Consider the following 20027-nt stretch of genomic DNA (forward strand, 5'->3'; position numbering starts at 1 on the left):
TTGTAATAAAAAGGCCGTCTGAAAAGATTTCAGACGGCCTTTTTTGATGCTCAACGTTTGATCAAATCTCGATTTTATTCGGCGTAAAGGTTTGCCATTTGTTGCAGGCTGGGCAGTGCCAGAAGAAGACTTGGGATTTGAAGTGGCAGTTGCGGCAGCGGTACATGACGCTTTTTTGCAGCTGGCGGCCGATAATGGAACGAATCATATCGGTATCGGCTTTCCACTCCGGATTCATATTGCTGAGTTTCAAACCAAGCAGGCGGTACACGCCGTTGAGGTCGGGTTTTTGGCGGACGAGTTCGACAGCGATTTGCGCCGCTTCGGTTTCGCCTTTGAGCAGCAGGGCTTTCTCGTAGATGACGTTGATCAGGTCAAGATCGGGAAAGGTCTGCATATAGCCGATGAGGCGGTTGAGGCCTTCTTCCTGTTTGCCTTGCGCGGCATAGGCTTCATAGAGTTTCTCGCCGACCATGCTCAGATAGGCGTGGTTTTGCTGCTCGATGGCGGAATATGCTTCTACTGCGGCAGGGAAGTTGCCCTGACGGTATTCGATGTCGCCGAGGATGATGTTGGCGCGCGTACATTTCTTGTTGGCTTCGAGTGCTTTGCCGATGTTGTAGCGTGCGGCGTCGAAGTTGGACTTGAACAGTGCGGCTTGGGCGATTTCGCAATAGAACTGGGCGATTTCAAACTGGTAGGTTTGTTCGTCATGGCTCAAGAGTTGCGCCATTTCGATGGCTTTTTCCCAGTCGCGGTCTTGTTGGTAAATACTCAAAAGGTGTTGGCGGGCTTCGCGTGCCATATCGCCTTCCTGCAAGCCGAGGAAGATTTGTTCGGCACGGTCCACCAAGCCTGCGCTTTGGTAGTTTTGCGCCAATTCAAAAAGCACGCGCGCGCGTTTTTCGTTGACTGTGTCGGGCGAATCGAGCAGGGCGCGGTGCATATTGATGGCTTTGTCGTTTTCGCCGCGTTGACGGTAGAGCTTGCCTAGGGTCAGGTTTAAGTCGTATGACTGCGGCTGTTGGTCAATCACTTCCGCCAATTCGCGCGCGGCGCGGCCACTGTTGCGGTCAACGAGGGCGTCAAGGCTTTTGTAAAACCCTGCCGGTATGCTTTTAGCCTGTTTCAGGACGGTCTTCATATCGACGCGCGCGGCAAACCAGCCCATAGCGAAGAAAACGGGGAGGAGGACGATGGGCAGTAAGATGACCCACAATTCGTTGTCCATGGTATTCCTTTATTGATTGGTGGCATTACGCTTTGGGAGTGGCTTCGGAAGTCGTTGCCGGTGTTTCGGTTTTGACCGGGGTCAGGTCTTTTTCGGAAAGGTGGGCGTATTTTTTCACTTCGGCACGCAGGCGGTTGTTTTCGCTGCGCAGGGACAGCAGACGGCCGAAGAGGGCAAACATACCGAACACGATACCGATAATAAATGCACCGAAAAGCACGACAATTAGCGGCAGATTGATGTTTTGGCCGGGCAGGTAGAAGAAGGATACGGTGTGGGTATTGGTAATGGCCAGCAGGAGGAAAACAAGAAGAATCAGGATTTTGATGATGGTATAGATGAGTTTCATGGGTTACTCCGGGTTGGCTGCGGTTGGGGCAGGCCGTCTGAAAAATGGTATCAGTTTAAACGATTTGCCGGATTTCGGATAGAACGGCATGTTTCAGACGGCAGGGGAGATGGTGTCTTTATGCTGACGGGTACTTGTCAAACCCATATTGAAAGGCGTATTGTTCAGTCTTTAGTTATTATCTTACAAATCAGAATAAGAAAGGCAATCATCATGAGCAGACCAGTCCCAGCCGTATTCGGCAGCGTTTTCCACGCTGAAATGCCCGTTATCGCTTATCGTGAAGGTAAATGGCAACCGGTAGAATGGCAATCTTCCAAAGACCTGACACTCGCCCCCGGCGCACATGCTTTGCATTATGGCAGCGAATGTTTTGAAGGTTTGAAGGCATTCCGTCAGGCAAACGGCAAAATCGTGATGTTCCGCCCGACTGCTAACATCGCGCGTATGCAGCAAAGCGCAGATATTCTGCACCTACCGTGTCCTGAGACAGAGGCTTATTTGAATGCTTTGATCGAATTGGTCAAACGTTCCGCCGAGGAAATCCCTGATGCGCCTGCCGCTTTGTACCTGCGTCCGACTTTGATCGGTACCGACCCTGTGATCGGCAAAGCCGGTTCTCCTTCCGAAACAGCCTTGCTGTACATTCTGGCTTCTCCTGTCGGTGACTATTTCAAAGCCGGTTCGCCCGTTAAAATCTTGGTGGAAACCGAACATATCCGTTGCGCCCCACATATGGGTCGTGTGAAATGCGGCGGCAACTACGCTTCCGCCATGCCTTGGGTATTGAAAGCCAAAGCAGAGCATGGTGCAAACCAAGTATTGTTCTGCCCGAATGGCGACGTTCAGGAAACCGGCGCGTCCAACTTTATCCTGATTAACGGCGATGAAATCATTACCAAACCGTTGACAGATGAATTCCTGCACGGCGTTACCCGTGATTCCGTGCTGACTGTTGCCAAAGATTTGGGTTACACTGTTACCGAGCGCAACTTTACTGTCGACGAGCTGAAAACTGCGATTGAGAATGGTGCGGAAGCGATTCTGACTGGTACGGCTGCGGTTATTTCTCCAGTAACTTCTTTCGTGATTGATGGCAAAGAAATTGAAGTGAAGAGCCAAGAGCGCGGTTACGCAATCCGTAAGGCGATTACCGACATTCAATACGGTTTGACAGAAGACAAACACGGCTGGTTGGTCGAAGTTTGTTAAGTAGAACGTTAATATAAAAGGCCGTCTGAAATATTTTTTCAGACGGCTTTTTTTATTGGCATTTAGAAGGAAAAAGCGATAATAAAATGCTAAATTTTTTAAACAAACGGTAGTATTTTTAGATAATCGGTATATAATGCGCAGTCATGTTGTAAAAATACATATTGGAAATATCGAATTTTATTGATTTTTAAAAGAAGTTAAAAACAGTTATAGATATTTATTCTGTATATTTTGTAAATTTAGTTAAATAGGGAATGCTAAAAACATATCGTGTTAGAATTTCCCTCCTTTTTGGCTTCGCGGGATTCACTCTGTCAAGTCAAAAAGGAAACCAGTGCAAGATAAAACCATTTTTATTTTGCTATAAAAATCAAAAATAACTTAACTCTGGATGAACTAATCAATTAAAAAGGGACTCTGATACATTTCCGTCAAAAATAACCGGATACATGGTACGCGGACAGATCGCCTATATAAAGTCATCCAAGGGTTCTGTCTGACACCATGACCGTTTCCAATCAGAAAACCGGCAGAAGGGGAAACGCTGCCGAGTTTCTCAAAGCGGCCAACTTCAGTTTGGCCTTTATACAGGCAATTGTTGTTACGACAGAATCCGTCTTACCTCTTTAATCAATCGGCTTTTTTGTTGCACGCTTGTGCGGTGGGAAAGGCGATATTCGATACAAGGAAATACGCTGATTATGTCACATAAACTTGCTCCTCTTGGCCGTACCCACATTCGTCACGGCTCATCCACACCTGAAGCAAATTCCAAATCATCTTCTCCTCTAAAAGAATGGATACATACCCACAATTGGGGGGATATGCCGTCGGTTTCTCCTGAGCTTAAGCAATTAAGCGGTAAAAATACGGTAACGAGAGAAGTAGTGCATGTGGCGGAGGCAGCAAGATTTGACAGTTCATCATCATCTTCAGACGGCCTTGTGACAAAAATGCATGTTGCACGGGCCAGTGTTGCTTCTGTAAGCAGCGTTTCCAGTAAACATATCATTGCGCCTAAAGTAACAAATAAACCTGCCGCTACCGATAAAGCAACGGCAGCTAAACCAGTCAATAAATCGATGGAAAAAATTCTGGCTGAAAAGCAAAAAATTTACGAAGAGGCTAAAGCAAAAAAAATAGCCGAGGCTGCCGCTGCCAAAGCAAAGGCGGTCGAACGCGCAAAAGAAGCGCATAAAGCGGCAGTCGAAAAAGCGATTGCAGAGCGTAAAGCCAAACAAGAAGCCGCCCGCAAAGAGAAAGAGGAGGAAGACAGAATTGCCGAAGAAAAAGAAACCGTTGAGATTGTTCATAAAAAGAATCTGAAGGATTCAGACGGCCATGACAAAATAGCGGGCGTTTCTTCCGGTAAAAAAGCAATCAATAGCCACGACGGCCACCTCAGTTCGGGTAAAGCAAACAAAATTGACGACCATGCTGAAAGCAGGGTAGGCCTATCCGGAAAATACCGCGTGTATGAATCTAAAGAGTACGGTAATTACGTTCGTGTGAATGATTTTGGTGCCGATGCGCAGGGTAAAAAAGACAGTCTTCAGGCATTTAAAGCAGCTTTAGAAGCGGCTCATAAAGAAAAAGCCATGGTCTTCTTGGATGGTACTTACTATATTTCCAACCAGATTGTGATGGATAAAACCGTTTCCGGCGCACGCGGTTTGTTTGGTTCGGGTATGGGCAAAACCAAAGTAACGTTTGATAAAGCGCAGACGGGCGTGTTCAATCCGGACACCAACCATGACGATATCCGCGAATTTGCCGGTATTTTGGTTGATGGGCAAAACAATAAAACCATTGCCGACTTGTCGGTTCAATATACCAACCCTGATTTTTACCGCAAAGGCTTAAGCTATTTTGGCAAGGTAAACGGCATTTTAGTGAACGATGCGGACAATACTTTAATCAGCAAAGTAGAGGTTTCCGGTGCCAATCGTGCTGGTGTGATGTTTACGTCAACCGCTTCTTTGGAAACGGAAAAAGGTCAAAAACTGACCTTTAAAGCGCGCGTACAAAGCGGCGAAATTGATGAAAAATACGAAGCGCTGCCTTTGGGTGAAAACAACCGTATTGTTGATTCGTATCTGCACCACAACCGCGTTGCCGGTGCGCTGATCGGTTTCCAACAAAACTTTATCGGCGAGGGCAACCGTTTGGATTGGAACGGCCACGAAGCGGACGGCGGTACCGGCTATGGTATGGCTGTGGCTGCGGGTAGTTACAATTACGGCATCACATACCGTAAAAACACGACTGACCACAACTACCGCAAAGGCTTGGATGTGCATGATGGTACAGGCATTGTCATTGAAGACAATGTGTTAACGGGTGACCGGCTGTATGGTATTGTTGCCTACAACCGCCAGTTTTCTATGGATAAAGTCAAAATTACGGGCAATACCATTATCCAAGACCCGAGCTTCCGTTTGAATGTTGATGATGACTTGGGTAAGTACTACCACATGTATTCAGGGATTCAGGTACAAACCAATACCCAATACAAAGATTTGCACTCGGCTGATAAAGGTTATTTCGATATTAGCGATAATGTCATTAAAAATCTGACGGTTTATCAAAACAATATTCAGACCTACGCGATTGAGTTCCGTAACCATGAAAGCAAAATGGATTACACGCTCAATATGGCAAACAACAAGATCAGCGGCGAATCTACCAAATATCTGATTGCCGTCATCAACGATACCTACGACCGCGTTTTATCTAAAAACGGCATTGGTAGCGGTACCATTACCATCAGCGGCAATGATGCCGATATTGGTAAGATTATGAAAGGCGCAGTACCGGTTTATGTGGAAGAACACCATGGCAATGTCGCTATGCATGGTGCGGTGACAATTCACAACAACAAAATTTCCGTGCGCGAAGAATCTGAAGGCTATGTTGAATTTGCCTATTTAAAGAGCAATGCCAAAGAGTACAACATCACCAATAACACATTGAAACTTGGTGGTGCCCTGAATGATGCTTTGGTAGACGTACACAGTACCAACCCTAAAGGCAAAGCATCTTTAAATGTAGCCAACAACAAAATCATGACGGACATTAAAGGCAAACTGTATGATTCATGGCTGCGCTTTGAAAACGACATCAAGACGTATTCTGAAGGCAATAGCCATAACGGCGCAGCACTGAAAAAGGTGAATACGACCGGCAGTAAAGTGGCATTGAGCGATATCTTGTCAGAAGCTAACCATATTGTTGAAACGACTAAAGAGACTGTGTATCACCATACTCAGAACGTGTATACATCAGGAGTGGAAGAACATCATACAACGACAGGGATTTTGTAAGTTGTTGAAGTCGTAATCTTTATGTTTTAAATATTGATAAATAAAAAAAGGCCGTCTGAAAATTTTCAGACGGCCTTTTCATCTAACTCACATTATTTAGCCAGTTCGGCACGCAGTTTGTGGGTTACGTTCATCATCACTTGGAGTTGTTCCAGAGTTTCTTTCCAGCCACGGGTTTTCAGGCCGCAGTCCGGGTTAACCCACAGACGTTCAACCGGTACAACCTCGATGGCTTTGCGCAACAGATGCTCAACTTCAGCTTCAGTCGGTACGCGTGGGCTGTGGATGTCGTAAACACCTGGGCCAATGTCGTTCGGGTATTTGAATTCGCCGAACGCGGTCAAGAGCTCCATATCGGAACGTGAAGTTTCAATGGTGATGACGTCAGCGTCCATAGCAGCGATGGCAGGCAGGATGTCGTTGAACTCAGAATAGCACATATGAGTGTGGATTTGGGTGCTGTCTTCGCAACCGGTAGAGGACAGGCGGAAAGATTCGCCGGCCCAGTTCAGGTAGGCATCCCAATCGGCACGTTTCAAAGGCAGACCTTCGCGGATGGCAGGTTCGTCAATTTGGATGACTTTGATGCCGGCTTTTTCCAGATCCAATACTTCGTCGTTCAGAGCCAGTGCGATTTGTTTGCACACGGTAGAGCGAGGAATATCATTGCGGACAAAAGACCATTGCAGAATGGTTACAGGGCCGGTCAACATACCTTTCATCGGGCGTTTGGTCAGGCTTTGAGCGTAAGTAGACCAAGCCACAGTCATGGCTTCAGGACGACTTACGTCACCAAAGATGATAGGTGGTTTAACGCAACGTGAGCCGTAGCTTTGTACCCAGCCGTATTGGGTGAATGCAAAACCGCTCAACAATTCGCCGAAGTATTCAACCATGTCGTTACGCTCGGCTTCGCCGTGTACCAGTACGTCCAAGTCCAGTTTTTCTTGCTCTTCAACCACCAAGGCGATTTCTTTTTTCATCGCGGCTTCGTAATCTGCGGCAGACAGTTCGCCTTTTTTGAAGGCTGCACGTGCTTGGCGGATTTCGGTAGTTTGTGGGAAAGAACCGATGTTGGTAGTCGGCAGTAAAGGCAGGTTCAACCATGCTTGTTGCGCTTTGATACGGTCGGCAAATGGAGATTTGCGTTGGTCTGCGTTGGCAGGCAAATCGGCCAGGCGTTTGGCAACGTCTGCACGGTGGATTTCGCTGCTGTTGGCACGGGAGTCGGCGGCAGCTTGGCTAGCGGCCAGTTCTTCGGCAACAGAATCACGACCTTCGTTCAATGCGGCTTTCAGAACGCGCAATTCTTGGGTTTTTTGCAGGGTGAATGCCAACCAAGAGTACAGGTCAGGTTTGTTGGCTTTCAGTTTTTCTTCAACTGACAAGTCAAATGGAGTGTGCAGCAGAGAGCAAGAGCTGGAGATCCACAAACGGTCGCCCAGTTTGGCTTGCAGAGGCTCGACAGTTTCCAAAACTTTGTTCAGGTTGGCGCGCCAAATGTTGCGGCCGTCGATAACGCCGGCAGACAGAACTTTGTCGTAGTCGGCAAATGCGTCCAGCTGTTCAGGAGCGCGTACCAAGTCGATGTGCAGGCCGTCAACAGGCAGGGATTTCAGCAAAGTAGCGTGTTCGGCAACAGAACCGAAGTAAGTGCTCAACAGGATTTTGGCGCTTACTTTGCTCAAAGTAGCGTAAACGTCTTTGTATGCTTCTACCCATTCTTTAGGCAGGTCAACAGTCAAAGCAGGCTCGTCGATTTGAATCCACTCGGCACCGGCTTCAACCAAAGCAGTCAGGATTTCAACGTAAACAGGCAACAGTTTAGGCAACAGGCTCAGACGGTCGAATTCAACAGCGCCTTTTTCTTTACCAACCCACAGGAAAGTCAACGGACCAACAACGGTCGGTTTGGCTTTCAGACCCAAAGCTTGGGCTTCTTGCAGTTGTTGAACGTAGTGTTTGGCGTTGGCTTTGAATTCGGTATCGGCGTGGAATTCAGGCACCAAGTAGTGGTAGTTGGTGTCGAACCATTTGGTCATTTCGATAGCGAATTGGTCTTTGTTACCGCGGGCCAGTTGGAAGAATTGTTCCAAAGACAGGTTTTGGTTGTCGAAGCCGAAACGGGCAGGGATGGCACCGGTAGCAACTTGCAGGTCGAGGATGTGGTCGTAGAAAGTGAAATCGCCTACAGCAACGTAATCAGCGTTGGCAGCAGCTTGGTGTTTCCAGTTTTTCTCGCGCAAGTCTTTAGCAACAGCCAGCAATTCTTGCTCGCTGATTTCTTTGCGCCAGTATTTTTCTTGTGCGAATTTCAATTCGCGGAAGGCACCGACGCGCGGGAAGCCTGAAAAATGCAATGTTGTCATGTTAACTCTCCTAGTTGGAATTTTGAATCAGGCCAGTATGGCCTGAATGTTCGATATTGTAAATCAGAATGGGGAGGCCGTCTGTTTTATTAACGGGGGCGTACACCCAAAATATGGCAGATGGCGTAAGTCAGTTCGCTGCGGTTGAGGGTGTAGAAGTGGAAGTCTTTGACACCTTCGCGCGAGAGGACTTTGACCATGTCGATGGCGATGCTGGCGGCAACAAGGTTGCGCGTGCCTTGGTCGTCATCCAAACCTTCGTACATTTTAGACAGCCAGCTTGGGATTTTGACATTGGTCACTTGGGCCATTTTGGTCAATTGTTTGAAATTGGTTACGGGCAGGATGCCGGGAACAATTTCAACGTCAATGCCCATCATCACGCAACGGTCGCGGAAGCGCAGATAGCTTTCCACGTCAAAGAAAAATTGGGTAATAACGTGGTTTGCACCCGCATCAATTTTGCGTTTCAGATTGATTAAGTCGGCTTGTGCGGATTTGGCTTCCGGGTGCACTTCTGGATAGGCTGCTACGGAAATATCAAAGTCGGCAACGGAGCGCAACAGTTTGACCAAATCTTCGGCATAGAAAGGTTTTTTCTCGTAGCCGGGCGGCTCGTCGCCACGCAGGGCGACAATGCGGCGGATACCGCTATCCCAATAATCTTTGGCGATTTGGCGCAACTCGTCAGGGCTGGCGTCGATACCTGTCAGGTGGGGGGCAGCGTCAAGGCCGGTTTCTTGTTTGATGCGTTTGACGATGCTGTGTGTGCGGTCGCGTTCGCCGGAGTTTGCACCGTAGGTTACGGAAACGAATTTCGGATGCAGGGTTTGCAGGCGATGGATGGAATCCCACAGCATGGTTTCCATTTGTTCGTTTTTCGGCGGGAAAAATTCGAATGAAACATTGATGTCGCCTTTTAAATCAGAAAGGCTGTTGTTTAAAGCGGCGATTTCTCGAGCGTGATTCATGGCTATGCACCTTCTGCATATCTTTTATTTGTTGTCAGGTTGCATAATAAATTTGAGGTTGGTATGAGTCAATTTCGAAATTTTCCGAAATTGTATGAATAAATTTAATAAAGACCTCAGGCCGTCTGAAAAACTGTCTGAGGTCTTGTTTGATAGGGAAGTGGGGAAAGATTATTCTGCTTCATCTATCCACGCTTGTTGCACGGCTTCGAGAATACGCTCGCCGCAACGCGTCGGGTCATCGTCAAATTCAGGCAAAGCCATAATTAAATCACGCAGTTGGGTAAAGCGTACGGTTTTCGGATCGATGCTGTCGCCGTGTAAGTCGTAGAGTTCTTCGGCGATGCGTTGGGTATCTGTCCATTTCATGATGTGTTCCTTTATTGGGTTTGGGCTATTAGTAATTATTTTAATCAAGAAGAAGTTGGACTGCCAGATTGTTTTACGGAAGATTGGCAGATAAATGATGGCGCTATTTTTTAACAAAATAGCATAGTTGCGTTAAAATACGGCAAGACACTTAAAATTCACGGCAATCTGCCGTTTTATACTTTCTATTCCGCTTTGTATGATTTGGTTTTCATACAAAATTTACACTTTGTTATGCAACCAAATTTTTTGGAACGGCTCTTAAGACAATCCATCGCTTAAAAATAAAAGGAAAAAAGATGAATAACGCACTCAACGCCAAGCTGTCCAAGCTGATTTACGCGCTCGCTTCCGATGATCCGGAGTATCTGTCCCAAGCAGGTGCATTCGACCGTTTGCTGTTGTTGGTTCGTGAACTTTATCGGATGCTGGACGAAACAGAAGGTTTGAAGCAGCTGGTGTTCCGTCTGTATTACGGCAAGCATTATGGTTTGATTAAACTGGATGCCGCTTCACCCAATGACGATGCAGGCGCATTGAGGTTGAAACGTTGGATGGTTTATTCGCGTATCGCAGAGCGTATCGAAAATTGCGGCAAGCATTTGTCGGTCGTGCTTGAAGATGCGGTGTTGGAAAATGGCGCGGACAAATCTCATTATATAGATGAAGCCAATGCCATTATCGAGCGTTTCGGTTTGGTAAGAGATGAGGCTGCACTTTCGGCCATTGAGGCGGAGGAAGCGTTGAAGGCTGAGGCTGAACTGCCGACAGTAAACAAATCTCAGAATGCTGCTCCCCGTTATAACGGCAATATGCATCAAATCAGAATGCAAGAAAAAATTGAAAATTATTCAGCTACGCAGAAGGTGGCCTCCATGCAGATTTCGCGTATGCGTTTTATTTTTCCTCATATCAAATAGTTTGCTGCATAACCAAAAGGCCGTCTGAAAACCATGAATTTATGGTTTCAGACGGCCTTTTCATTAAACCTCGTTTTAATGGTCTTCGCGAGCGTGGTTGATTGTATATTTAGGAATTTCTACGACCAAATCTTCATCGGCAACGACTGCCTGACAGCTCAAGCGTGAATCGGCTTCCAAACCCCATGCTTGGTCGAGCAGGTCTTCTTCCAATTCGGTCGGCTCTTCCAGGCTGTCAAAACCTTTGCGGATAATCACGTGGCAGGTTGTGCAGGCGCAGGATTTTTCGCAGGCATGATCGACTTCGATATCGTGGTCGAGCAGTACGTCAAGGACGGTTTGGCCTTCCGGTGCGTTTTCGATAACCGCGCCTTCGGGGCATAATGTCGCGTGTGGGAGTACGGTAATTTTTGGCATTTTTATTGTCTCGGTTGTTTAAGAGTGGTTGTGGTTAAAGCGGCTTCAGGCGGCCTTGGGTATTCAATATTCAGGCCGTCTGAAAAATGGGTTTATAACATGATGCCTTTACTTCTTAAATTTTCCAGACATTCGTCTAGATAAGCATCATCATGTTCGGCATAAATCGGCGAAGTAGATGCTTCAATCGCGTGTGAATGGTATGGGGCAACGGCTTTGCCGCGATATAGTGGGTCTTTCCATAAAACATCCGGTTTGTAACCGCGCTTTTCCATCTCTTCCATAATCAATACGTGATACAGGTAGAGTTTGTAGGGTGAGTGGGTAAAAACGTAATTAACCGTCGCATGCGGCCTGCCCCAGCCCGCTCCGCGTAAAGCAGCGCATTCGCGGTGTTGCCCCAAAAGCTGGGCGCGGGGGAGTAGGGGGATAAGGGTTTGGTGCCAGAGTCGCATAAAAGAAATCGTTTCAGTTTTTGGATATTTAGATAAACGACCTTTGTATCTTCCGAGGCCGTCTGAAACTGTTTAGGCATCAAATATTATCAACGCTTTGCCCTGTTAACGCGCGTTGGATGTTGCGGTTCATGCGCTTGGCGGCGAAGTTGTCGGTGCTGTGGCTGAGTTTGGCAACGGCGGCACGGATGTCTTCGGCTTTGCCGTCTTTCAGATGGCCTTGCAAGTTGGCGATGTCTTGTTGAATCTGTTGCAATTCTTCAGCTTCCAATAAATCGCTATCCAATTCAAGAGCAGCGTTGACGGCGTCGGTCAGGCTTTCGGCTTCGACTACGGCTTCGGCTCGGGCGCGGGCTGCCATGTCTTCGGCAGCGTTGCTCATGCTGTCTTTGAGCATTTGGGTGATGGTGCTGTCGTTCAAGCCGTAGGAAGGTTTGACTTCGATTTGTGCCTGTACACCGGTGCTTTGTTCTTGTGCGGAAACGGACAGTAAACCGTCGGCATCAACTTGGAAGGTCACGCGGATACGTGCTGCGCCTGCTGCCATGGGCGGAATGCCGCGCAGGGTAAATTTGGCAAGGCTGCGGCAGTCGGAAACGAGTTCGCGCTCGCCTTGTACGACGTGTATTGTCATGGCGGTTTGACCGTCTTTGAAAGTGGTGAAGTCCTGCGCGCGCGCGGTAGGAATGGTGGAGTTGCGCGGGATGATTTTTTCGGCAAGGCCGCCGTAGGTTTCCAGACCAAGCGATAAGGGGGTAACGTCCAGCAGCAGCCATTCGCCGTCGGTTTTGTTGCCTGCAAGGACGTTTGCCTGTATGGCGGCACCGAGTGCGACCACTTCGTCAGGATTGAGGTTGTTCAGTGGGGTTTGTCCGAAGAAGGTGGCAACTGCTTGTTGAACGTGCAGCATACGGGTAGAGCCGCCAACCATAATCACGCCTTTGACATCTGCCTTGGTCACGCCTGCGTCTTTCAAAGCCTGTTTGACGGGCTCGATGGTTTTTTGTACCAGATTTTGGGTCAGATTGTGAAACTCTTGGCGGGTAATGACGGTATGAATTTTATGGCCGTCTGAAAGCGTGGTCTCGATGACGGCTTCGGTTTGAGTGGTCAGTTTTTCTTTGGCAGTACGGACAAGGGAAAGCAGAAGTTGGCTGTCTTGTTCGTTGAGTTTGGAAAGGTCGTTTTGTTCGAGCAAGTAGCAGAACAAACGATGATCGAAGTCGTCGCCGCCCAATGCGCTGTTGCCGCCGGTGGCTTTAACTTCAAACAGGCCTTTAGTCAGTTGCAATACGGATACGTCGAATGTGCCGCCACCCAAGTCATAAACGACAAACGTGCCTTCTGAGGCGTTGTCCAGTCCGTAGGCGATTGCGGCGGCAGTCGGCTCGTTGAGGAGGCGCAAGACATTCAAGCCTGCCAAACGTGCGGCATCTTTGGTGGCTTGACGTTGGGCATCATCAAAATAGGCAGGTACGGTAATGACAGCACCAACCAAATCTCCGCCTAATGTTTCTTCGGCGCGCAATTTGAGGGCTTTGAGGATTTCTGCCGATACTTCGATAGGCGTTTTCGCACCTTGACGTGTGTTTAACTCGACCACGCGCTCATTGGGTGTAAATCGATAGGGCAGGTATTGCGTCTCTTGTGCGAGGTCGGTAAGAGTGCGGCCGATTAAGCGTTTGGCGGAGCTGACGGTATTTAGCGGATCGGTTTTTTGGGCGGAAAGGGCGTTTTTGCCGACTTCAACTTCGCCATCCAAATAACGGACAACCGAAGGTAGGGTGGTGCGGCCGTCTGAATCGGGCAGGCAGACTGCGCTGCCGCTGCGTACGGTGGCCACCAAGCTGTTGGTTGTACCTAAATCAATGCCTACGGCGAGGCGGTGTTGATGGGGGGCGGCGGACATGCCGGGTTCGGAAATCTGCAAAAGAGCCATGATTGTGTGCCTTCTGATGCTGTATTTATTAGGATGGGGCAGATTTTAGCAGATTTTTGGCAGATAGTTGAGTAGTTTGCTAGGAAATAACCATAAGGCCTAATGTTGTTTTTTGATTGAAAAGAAAGTGGATTTTGAATCCAGACTTGTCTTTTTTAAGAAATGCGGATAGAATTCAGCCTCTTTGCCTTGCCTTTTACTTCGCATGGTGAAAGGCTGTTTTTAATCATCCATAAGGAGATAACATGCGTCATTACGAGATCGTGTTTATCGTTCATCCTGATCAAAGCGAGCAAGTGCCTGCTATGGTTGAGCGTTACAAAACCATGATTACTGAAGCCAACGGTAAAATCCACCGTTTGGAAGACTGGGGCCGTCGTCAATTGGCTTACCCAATCAATAAAATCCACAAAGCACACTATGTTTTGATGAATATCGAAACTACTCCTGAAGTGGTTGAAGAGCTGGAAACTGCTTTCCGCTTCAATGATGCCGTACTGCGTCACCTGACCATCAAAACAAAACACGCTGTAACTGAAGCTTCCCCAATGCTGGGCGGCGAAAAAGCAAAAAACTTGCTGAACGGTGCAGCTGAAGAAGTTGCAGCAGCCGAATAAGATTGAACAATCTGATTAAGCTTACCGCCCGTATCTTGCAGGTTCAGCCTTTGAGATATACGCCGGCAGGAATTCCTGTTTTAGATATTGTGTTGCAACATGAATCTTGGCAGGAAGAAAACGGACAGAAATGTCTGGTCAAATTTGAAATTCCCGCGCGGATTTTAGGTAAGCAGGCTGAGGAATGGCAGTATCGGCAAGATGCTATCATCGAGTCGGAAGGTTTTTTGGCGCAACGTAGCCAACGCTTCCCCAAGCCGGTACTACGCATACAGAACATTAAAGAATATAAAGGTTAAACGACAATGGCTCGTCAATCATTCAAACGTAGAAAATTCTGCCGCTTTACGGCTGAAAAAATCCAAGAAGTTGATTACAAACAAGTTGATTTGTTGAAAGACTTCATCTCTGAAAACGGCAAAATCATCCCTGCCCGCATTACTGGTACTAAAGCACACTACCAACGTCAGTTGGCTACTGCTGTGAAACGTGCCCGTTTCCTGGCTCTGTTGCCTTACACCGATCAACACAAATAATTTTGGAGTTTAAATCATGCAAATTATTCTGTTAGAAAAAATCGGCGGTCTGGGTAACTTGGGTGACATCGTTACCGTTAAAAACGGTTACGCACGCAACTTCCTGATCCCTGCCGGTAAAGCAAAACGTGCAACCGAAGCCAACATGAAAGAATTCGAAGCACGCCGCGCTGAATTGGAAGCCAAACAAGCTGAAATCTTGGCTGATGCTAAAGCCCGTCAAGAAAAACTGGAAGGCCAAACCATTACTGTTGCTCAAAAAGCCGGTGTTGATGGTCGTCTGTTCGGTTCTGTTACCAATGCTGACATCGCTGAAGCGATTGTTGCTGCCGGTATCCAAGCTGCTAAAGCAAACGTACGTCTGCCTAACGGTCCGTTGAAAGCTGTTGGCGAATACGAAGTTGAAGTAGCTCTGCACACTGACGCTGTTGCTAAAATTACCGTTGCTGTTGTTGCAGCCGCTGAGTAATTGATTCATTCAAGGCCGTCTGAAAATCAAGGGTTTCCTTGAATTTCAGACGGCCTTGTTTATCTGCTTGAGCCGAAGTAAGTAAATATTGATTTGTCTATATTTTTAAGTCTGTCTAGAAATATAGCGGAAGAGATGATGTATTGGCCGAATATTCATTCGTGTTCGGGTTTGTCGTATTATTTAGTAAAGAGATTATTTATGAATAAAATCAAAATCTTTGGGATAGGTTTGACTGCTTTGGCTTTAGCTTCATGCGGCACTCCGCAAAAGCCTGCTGTTGATACGGCAAAACCTGTCGAGCCTGTTTCCTCTGCAAAACGCCCTGTATTTGATGCTGCGGCTGAATCTGTTGCCAGCAGCGGTTTTAATGAGAACGTCAATGTTCAGCAGTTTATCCAATATGAAGTGAAAAATCGCCGTTTCAGTGCGGAAGAGTTGCGCAATTTCTTTAATGGCGTGGTGTATAAAGGCAACATTATTACCATTATGTACCGCCCAAGCACTTCGCGTCCTTGGTATGAATTCCGCACCGGTAACTCTGGTGCAGCCAAATTTAATGGCGGCAGACAATTCTATGCGGCAAACCGTGCCGTAATTGATGATGTGGCACGCAAATACGGCGTACCTGCCGAATTGATTGTGGCGATTCTCGGGATTGAAACCAATTATGGTAAAAATACAGGCAGCTTCCGCGTTGCCGATGCCTTGAGTACATTGGCCTTTGATTATCCTCGCCGTGCCGAGTTTTTCCAAAATGAATTGAGTGAACTTTTGCAGATGGCAAAAGAAGAAAAAGAAAATATCTTTGACTTCAAAGGCAGCTATGCCGGCGCGATGGGCATGCCGCAATTTATGCCTTCAAGCTACCGTAAATGGGCGGTGGACTATGATGGTGATGGTCATCGCGATATTTGGAATAATGTTGGCGATGTGGCGACTTCTGTCGCCAATTATATGAAACAGCATGGCTGGCAGACCGGCGGTAAGATGGTTGTGCCGGTAAGTCTGACGATTACTCCGCACTTGCAGGCGATTATCGATGAGAAAACTGCCTTGACGCGCACTGTCGCAGATTTCAAAGCTTTGGGTGTCGTGCCTCAAGCTGCTATTGCCGATAATGAAAAAGCTGTGCTGTATGCTTTGGAGACCAGCCCGGGCGTATTTGAATACTATTTGGGTCTGAATAACTTCTACACGGTATGGCAATACAACCACAGCCGTATGTATGTAACAGCGGTACGCGATATTGCGAATGCAATCAATAACAATGGCCTGTAAGCCATAAGAAAACCACCCTTTGGGGTGGTTTTTAAATATCGAGGATTTGTAAAGGGGGTTAAGCTATCAGTCTGATTTTCATGGCGTAACGTTTTTTGCTGTGTCCTGAAACAAACTGTCCTCCTCGGGCAGGGGATAAAAACGCATTGCCTTCTGCGGTTGGCTCTGCACAAGTATATTGACCGTTTCGATCGCTCCAAAGGGCATACACAGGCAGATTGTGGGTACGGATATCCAGTTTCAAGCCGTCAAATGCAACGTGTGCATCCTGGTCGGAGGAAACAAATTCGGTATGGGAGATATAGTCGGCATCGTATGGGGCGCCGTTGAAATCAAATTGTGTGCCGGCGGCGGTAAAGTAGGGGTGGAATCCTGGGGACGTGCGGATGGGTGATTCGCCGTAATTGCAGACAGTTAGGATGGCGATGGCTTCATTTTCGTTAGGCAGACTGTAATCGAGCAACCATTCGACGTGTTCATAGCCTTTTTCTGTGCTGATTAATTTTAAGCCGATATCTGATTCATTTTGATGGCGGATTTCCCAGTCTGAAGTTCTGCCGAAACCATGTTGGGCCAGATGATTTTTGCTGTCAGGTCCGAATTGAGGTAGGCAGACGTGCATGCCGCCGCGTAATTTTGTGTCATCGCCTACTTGAACGCTGGTTTTCGGAAATAAGACTTCCCATCCTTTTAGAATCAGGGAATCAATATATCCGCCCATTGTATTTACTTGCATAGTGGCTGATTGGTTGCGTAGTATGATTTCGGACATGATGTTTCAAACTTCAAATTACTTATCATTTATGTAGCATTCTAACATTGCAATGACATGCTGTCGCTGTCGGTTTGATAGAAAATCCTTAATAAAAATCAAAAAAATGCTAGAATATATGCCATTTTCTGAGGCCGTCTGAAAAGCGGAGAATTCTTTTCAGACGGCCTTCCGATTTATTTCCCGTAGAGAAACAACATGGCTTATCAAGTTCTTGCACGAAAATGGCGTCCGAAAACCTTTGCCGATTTGGTCGGTCAGGAACACGTCGTCAAAGCCCTGCGTAACGCGCTGGACGAAGGCCGTCTGCACCATGCCTATCTGCTGACAGGGACACGCGGTGTGGGTAAGACCACGATTGCCAGGATTTTGGCCAAGAGCCTGAACTGCGAAAATGCCGTGCATGGTGAGCCGTGCGGTCAGTGTGAAAGCTGTACGCAAATCGACAGCGGCCGTTATGTGGATCTATTGGAAATCGACGCGGCATCGAATACCGGTATCGACAATATCCGCGAAGTGTTGGAAAACGCGCAATACGCGCCGACTGCGGGTAAATACAAAGTCTATATCATCGACGAAGTGCATATGCTTTCCAAAAGCGCGTTCAATGCCATGCTGAAGACTTTGGAAGAACCGCCTGAACACGTTAAATTTATTTTGGCGACCACCGATCCGCATAAAGTCCCCATTACTGTATTGAGCCGCTGTTTGCAATTTGTGTTGCGCAACATGACAACCCAGCAGGTTGCCGAGCATTTGGCGCATGTCTTGGATCGTGAAAACGTTCCTTATCAGCCACAGGCTTTGCAACTTTTAGGCCGTGCCGCCGCCGGCTCGATGCGCGATGCGTTGAGCCTTTTAGATCAGGCGATTGCCATGGGTTCGGGTAAAGTGGCCGAACAAGATGTCCGCCAGATGATCGGAGCGGTCGATAAACAATACTTGTTTGAATTGCTTGAAGGAATCATCAATCAAAACGGGGAAGCCTTGCTGGAAAAGGCTCAGGAAATGTCCGCCAGAGCGATTGGTTTTGACAGCGCGTTGGCAGAATTGGCCATGTTGTTGCAACGTTTGGCTTTGATTCAAACCATTCCTTCCGCCTTGGCAAATGACGATCCTGAACGTGAAACTTTGCAGCGATTAAGTCAGGCTTTGAGTGGCGAGCAGATTCAGCTTTATTATCAATGCGCTATTCATGGTAAACAGGATTTACCGCTGGCTCCAGACGAGTATGCCGGTTTTGTCATGACGCTTTTGCGCATGCTTGCATTTGCGCCGTTGGCCGCTTCGGGTTGCGATACGCAAAGTCAGATTGAACACACGGATTTGCATTCCGACCATCAGAAAGCTGAGGCCGAAAAAAAGCCTTTTCAGCTGCCGAAATCTGAGCCGATAGCAGCACCGGCGGTTGAGAAAGAGGCTGTTCCGACTAAACAGGATATCGTTGAAAGGCCGTCTGAAGAAACTATTCAGTCTGCTCAACAACAGGGGGATGTCCCGCCTTGGGAAGACATGCCGAGCCAAGTATCGGCTGAGCCGCCTCAAACACAAACGGCGCAGATGCAAGAAACTGCGGAGCCATTGCCTGTTGCAAAAGTTCAGACGGCCCCTGAACCGGAAGAATATCCGCACATAGATGAGGAAATTCCACCTCCGTATTTTGATGAAGCATATGCATATGAAGATTCACACCGTGCTGATGTGATGGAAGTACTGCAGCCGGTTGTGTCTGAAGAAGAGGAGGGAGATGAAGAAGAGCTTCAGTTCGCTCCTTTGCCTGAGTTTAAAACTGAGAATTGGCACAGCATTATCGAACGATTTGCCCGTAAATTAGGCGCGGCGCAGATGTTGGCACAAAATGCGGCATGGACGAGTTATGATACGGAAGCAGGATTAATCATGCTGTCGTTGACGGATGAGGCCAAAGCTACTGCCAATAAAGAGCGCTTGGACAAAATCTGCCAGACGTTGAGCGAGGCTTACCATCTTGGCAATTTAAGGCTGCAAACCGAGCCTTGGCAGGATGATAAAGGCTGGGAAACGCCGGTGATGCGCCGCAAACGTATTCAAGAAGAAGGACGGCAGCAGGCGCAAGATTTGCTGGAAGCGGATACAACGGCGCAGAAAATTTTGCAAATCTTTGAAGCGCAATGGCTGCCGGATTCTTTAGAGTTAGTAGGGCATTCTTAAAATACTGACATACAAGGCCGTCTGAAAGGCAATAGCGTTTTTCAGACGGCATGAGTGAAACCCATTTATTCAAACCCATAGGAGTAAAACATGTTCGGAAAAGCCGGATTAGGCGGCCTGATGAAACAGGCTCAACAAATGCAAGAAAACATGAAAAAGGCACAAGCCAAGCTGGCTGAAACCGAAGTTGAAGGTGAAGCAGGCAATGGTTTGGTGAAAGTTGTGATGACGTGTTCGCACGTTGTTCGCAAACTTGAAATCAGCCCTGATTTGATTCAAGAAGCCGCAGACGACAAAGAAATGCTGGAAGATTTGGTATTGGCCGCTATCAATGCCGCTTCTGAAAAAGCCGAAGAAACGACCAACAAAACCATGGGTGCATTTACCCAAGGCCTGCCGGCAGGCATGGGCGACTTCTTCCGTTGATTTAAAAATAAATAAAAGGCCGTCTGAAGCCAGATTTGGGTTTCAGACGGCCTTTTTTATTATGAGGATTCATGGGCTTTCTTTGGGAAAGAACAAGCGTTCCTTATTGATGTAAAAAAGCCTGAACAGAAGTTCAGGCTTTTAAATTTGGCTCCCCGACCTGGGCTCGAACCAGGGA

General features: G+C 47.5%; 19 protein-coding genes. 10 read left to right on the top strand and 9 right to left on the bottom strand.

From position 1 onward, the window contains the following. Nucleotides 1-61 precede the first annotated feature (61 nt). Both lapB and HMPREF2696_RS08165 read right to left on the bottom strand, forming a co-directional pair. Nucleotides 62-1231 carry a lipopolysaccharide assembly protein LapB gene (gene lapB, locus HMPREF2696_RS08160; RefSeq protein ID WP_049330690.1) on the bottom strand — a complete coding sequence of 390 codons (1170 nt, stop codon included), beginning with the start codon at nt 1229-1231 and terminating at the stop codon, nt 62-64. Nucleotides 1232-1256: 25 nt separating this feature from the next. After that, entirely contained in the window at nt 1257-1580 is a 324-nt protein-coding gene (locus tag HMPREF2696_RS08165) for a LapA family protein (protein ID WP_004521063.1), read from the bottom strand. Nucleotides 1581-1793: 213 nt separating this feature from the next. On the opposite strand from HMPREF2696_RS08165, the gene ilvE reads away from it, so the two are divergent. After that, nucleotides 1794-2792: a branched-chain-amino-acid transaminase gene (ilvE, locus tag HMPREF2696_RS08170; protein WP_049344435.1), complete on the top strand. Its 999-nt coding sequence runs from the start codon at nt 1794-1796 to the stop codon at nt 2790-2792. Between the two features lie 1085 nt (nt 2793-3877). Beyond that, on the top strand, nt 3878-6118 hold the full coding sequence (locus HMPREF2696_RS08175) for a right-handed parallel beta-helix repeat-containing protein (protein WP_070588515.1): 2241 nt from the start codon (nt 3878-3880) through the stop codon (nt 6116-6118). 92 nt (nt 6119-6210) lie between these two features. Here the strand turns inward: HMPREF2696_RS08175 and metE are convergent, their stop codons facing one another. The 3 genes from metE to iscX all read right to left on the bottom strand — a co-directional run bounded on the left by metE (nt 6211) and on the right by iscX (nt 9827). Further along, complete coding sequence (metE, locus tag HMPREF2696_RS08180; RefSeq protein ID WP_004521067.1) at nt 6211-8487, bottom strand: 5-methyltetrahydropteroyltriglutamate--homocysteine S-methyltransferase; 2277 nt, start codon at nt 8485-8487, stop codon at nt 6211-6213. 89 nt (nt 8488-8576) lie between these two features. Beyond that, nucleotides 8577-9458: a methylenetetrahydrofolate reductase gene (metF, locus tag HMPREF2696_RS08185; protein WP_049323818.1), complete on the bottom strand. Its 882-nt coding sequence runs from the start codon at nt 9456-9458 to the stop codon at nt 8577-8579. Nucleotides 9459-9629: 171 nt separating this feature from the next. Then, the gene (gene iscX, locus HMPREF2696_RS08190; protein WP_039861945.1) at nt 9630-9827 is read right to left on the bottom strand and encodes a Fe-S cluster assembly protein IscX; all 198 of its coding nucleotides are present in this window, start codon (nt 9825-9827) and stop codon (nt 9630-9632) included. A 299-nt stretch (nt 9828-10126) separates the two neighbouring features. On the opposite strand from iscX, the gene HMPREF2696_RS08195 reads away from it, so the two are divergent. Further along, a complete protein-coding gene (locus tag HMPREF2696_RS08195; RefSeq protein WP_004519248.1) occupies nt 10127-10747 on the top strand; it encodes a hypothetical protein in 621 nt (206 codons plus the stop codon). 75 nt (nt 10748-10822) lie between these two features. Here the strand turns inward: HMPREF2696_RS08195 and fdx are convergent, their stop codons facing one another. The 3 genes from fdx to hscA form a co-directional block, all read right to left on the bottom strand. Continuing rightward, nucleotides 10823-11164 (bottom strand): ISC system 2Fe-2S type ferredoxin, encoded by a 342-nt coding sequence (gene fdx / locus HMPREF2696_RS08200; RefSeq protein ID WP_004519249.1) that lies wholly within the window; start codon nt 11162-11164, stop codon nt 10823-10825. Between the two features lie 92 nt (nt 11165-11256). Then, a complete protein-coding gene (locus HMPREF2696_RS08205) occupies nt 11257-11619 on the bottom strand; it encodes a TIGR02328 family protein (protein WP_004519250.1) in 363 nt (120 codons plus the stop codon). Between the two features lie 79 nt (nt 11620-11698). After that, on the bottom strand, nt 11699-13558 hold the full coding sequence (hscA, locus tag HMPREF2696_RS08210; RefSeq protein WP_004519251.1) for a Fe-S protein assembly chaperone HscA: 1860 nt from the start codon (nt 13556-13558) through the stop codon (nt 11699-11701). A 245-nt stretch (nt 13559-13803) separates the two neighbouring features. On the opposite strand from hscA, the gene rpsF reads away from it, so the two are divergent. The 5 genes from rpsF (at nt 13804) to mltB (ending at nt 16461) form a co-directional block, all read left to right on the top strand. After that, a complete protein-coding gene (gene rpsF, locus HMPREF2696_RS08215) occupies nt 13804-14175 on the top strand; it encodes a 30S ribosomal protein S6 (protein ID WP_004519252.1) in 372 nt (123 codons plus the stop codon). Beyond that, nucleotides 14172-14474, top strand: a complete 303-nt coding sequence (gene priB / locus HMPREF2696_RS08220; protein WP_198341478.1) for a primosomal replication protein N — start codon at nt 14172-14174, stop codon at nt 14472-14474. Before rpsF ends, priB begins: the two co-directional genes overlap by 4 nt. 6 nt (nt 14475-14480) lie before the next feature. Then, nucleotides 14481-14711: a 30S ribosomal protein S18 gene (rpsR, locus tag HMPREF2696_RS08225; RefSeq protein ID WP_003678863.1), complete on the top strand. Its 231-nt coding sequence runs from the start codon at nt 14481-14483 to the stop codon at nt 14709-14711. 16 nt (nt 14712-14727) lie between these two features. Next, on the top strand, nt 14728-15180 hold the full coding sequence (gene rplI, locus HMPREF2696_RS08230; protein WP_003678862.1) for a 50S ribosomal protein L9: 453 nt from the start codon (nt 14728-14730) through the stop codon (nt 15178-15180). Nucleotides 15181-15381: 201 nt separating this feature from the next. After that, entirely contained in the window at nt 15382-16461 is a 1080-nt protein-coding gene (mltB, locus tag HMPREF2696_RS08235) for a lytic murein transglycosylase B (RefSeq protein WP_004519254.1), read from the top strand. A 58-nt stretch (nt 16462-16519) separates the two neighbouring features. Here the strand turns inward: mltB and HMPREF2696_RS08240 are convergent, their stop codons facing one another. After that, nucleotides 16520-17233, bottom strand: coding sequence for an aldose epimerase family protein (locus tag HMPREF2696_RS08240; RefSeq protein ID WP_004519255.1), 714 nt, complete (start codon nt 17231-17233; stop codon nt 16520-16522). 198 nt (nt 17234-17431) lie between these two features. Here HMPREF2696_RS08240 and dnaX point away from each other — a divergent pair, with 198 nt between their 5' ends. Continuing rightward, on the top strand, nt 17432-19423 hold the full coding sequence (gene dnaX, locus HMPREF2696_RS08245) for a DNA polymerase III subunit gamma/tau (protein WP_049337069.1): 1992 nt from the start codon (nt 17432-17434) through the stop codon (nt 19421-19423). 90 nt (nt 19424-19513) lie between these two features. After that, complete coding sequence (locus tag HMPREF2696_RS08250) at nt 19514-19849, top strand: YbaB/EbfC family nucleoid-associated protein (RefSeq protein WP_003678854.1); 336 nt, start codon at nt 19514-19516, stop codon at nt 19847-19849. Nucleotides 19850-20027: the final 178 nt, after the last annotated feature.

The sequence above is a fragment of the Neisseria sp. HMSC058F07 genome (assembly GCF_001810035.1).
GTDB classification, from domain to species: domain Bacteria; phylum Pseudomonadota; class Gammaproteobacteria; order Burkholderiales; family Neisseriaceae; genus Neisseria; species Neisseria perflava.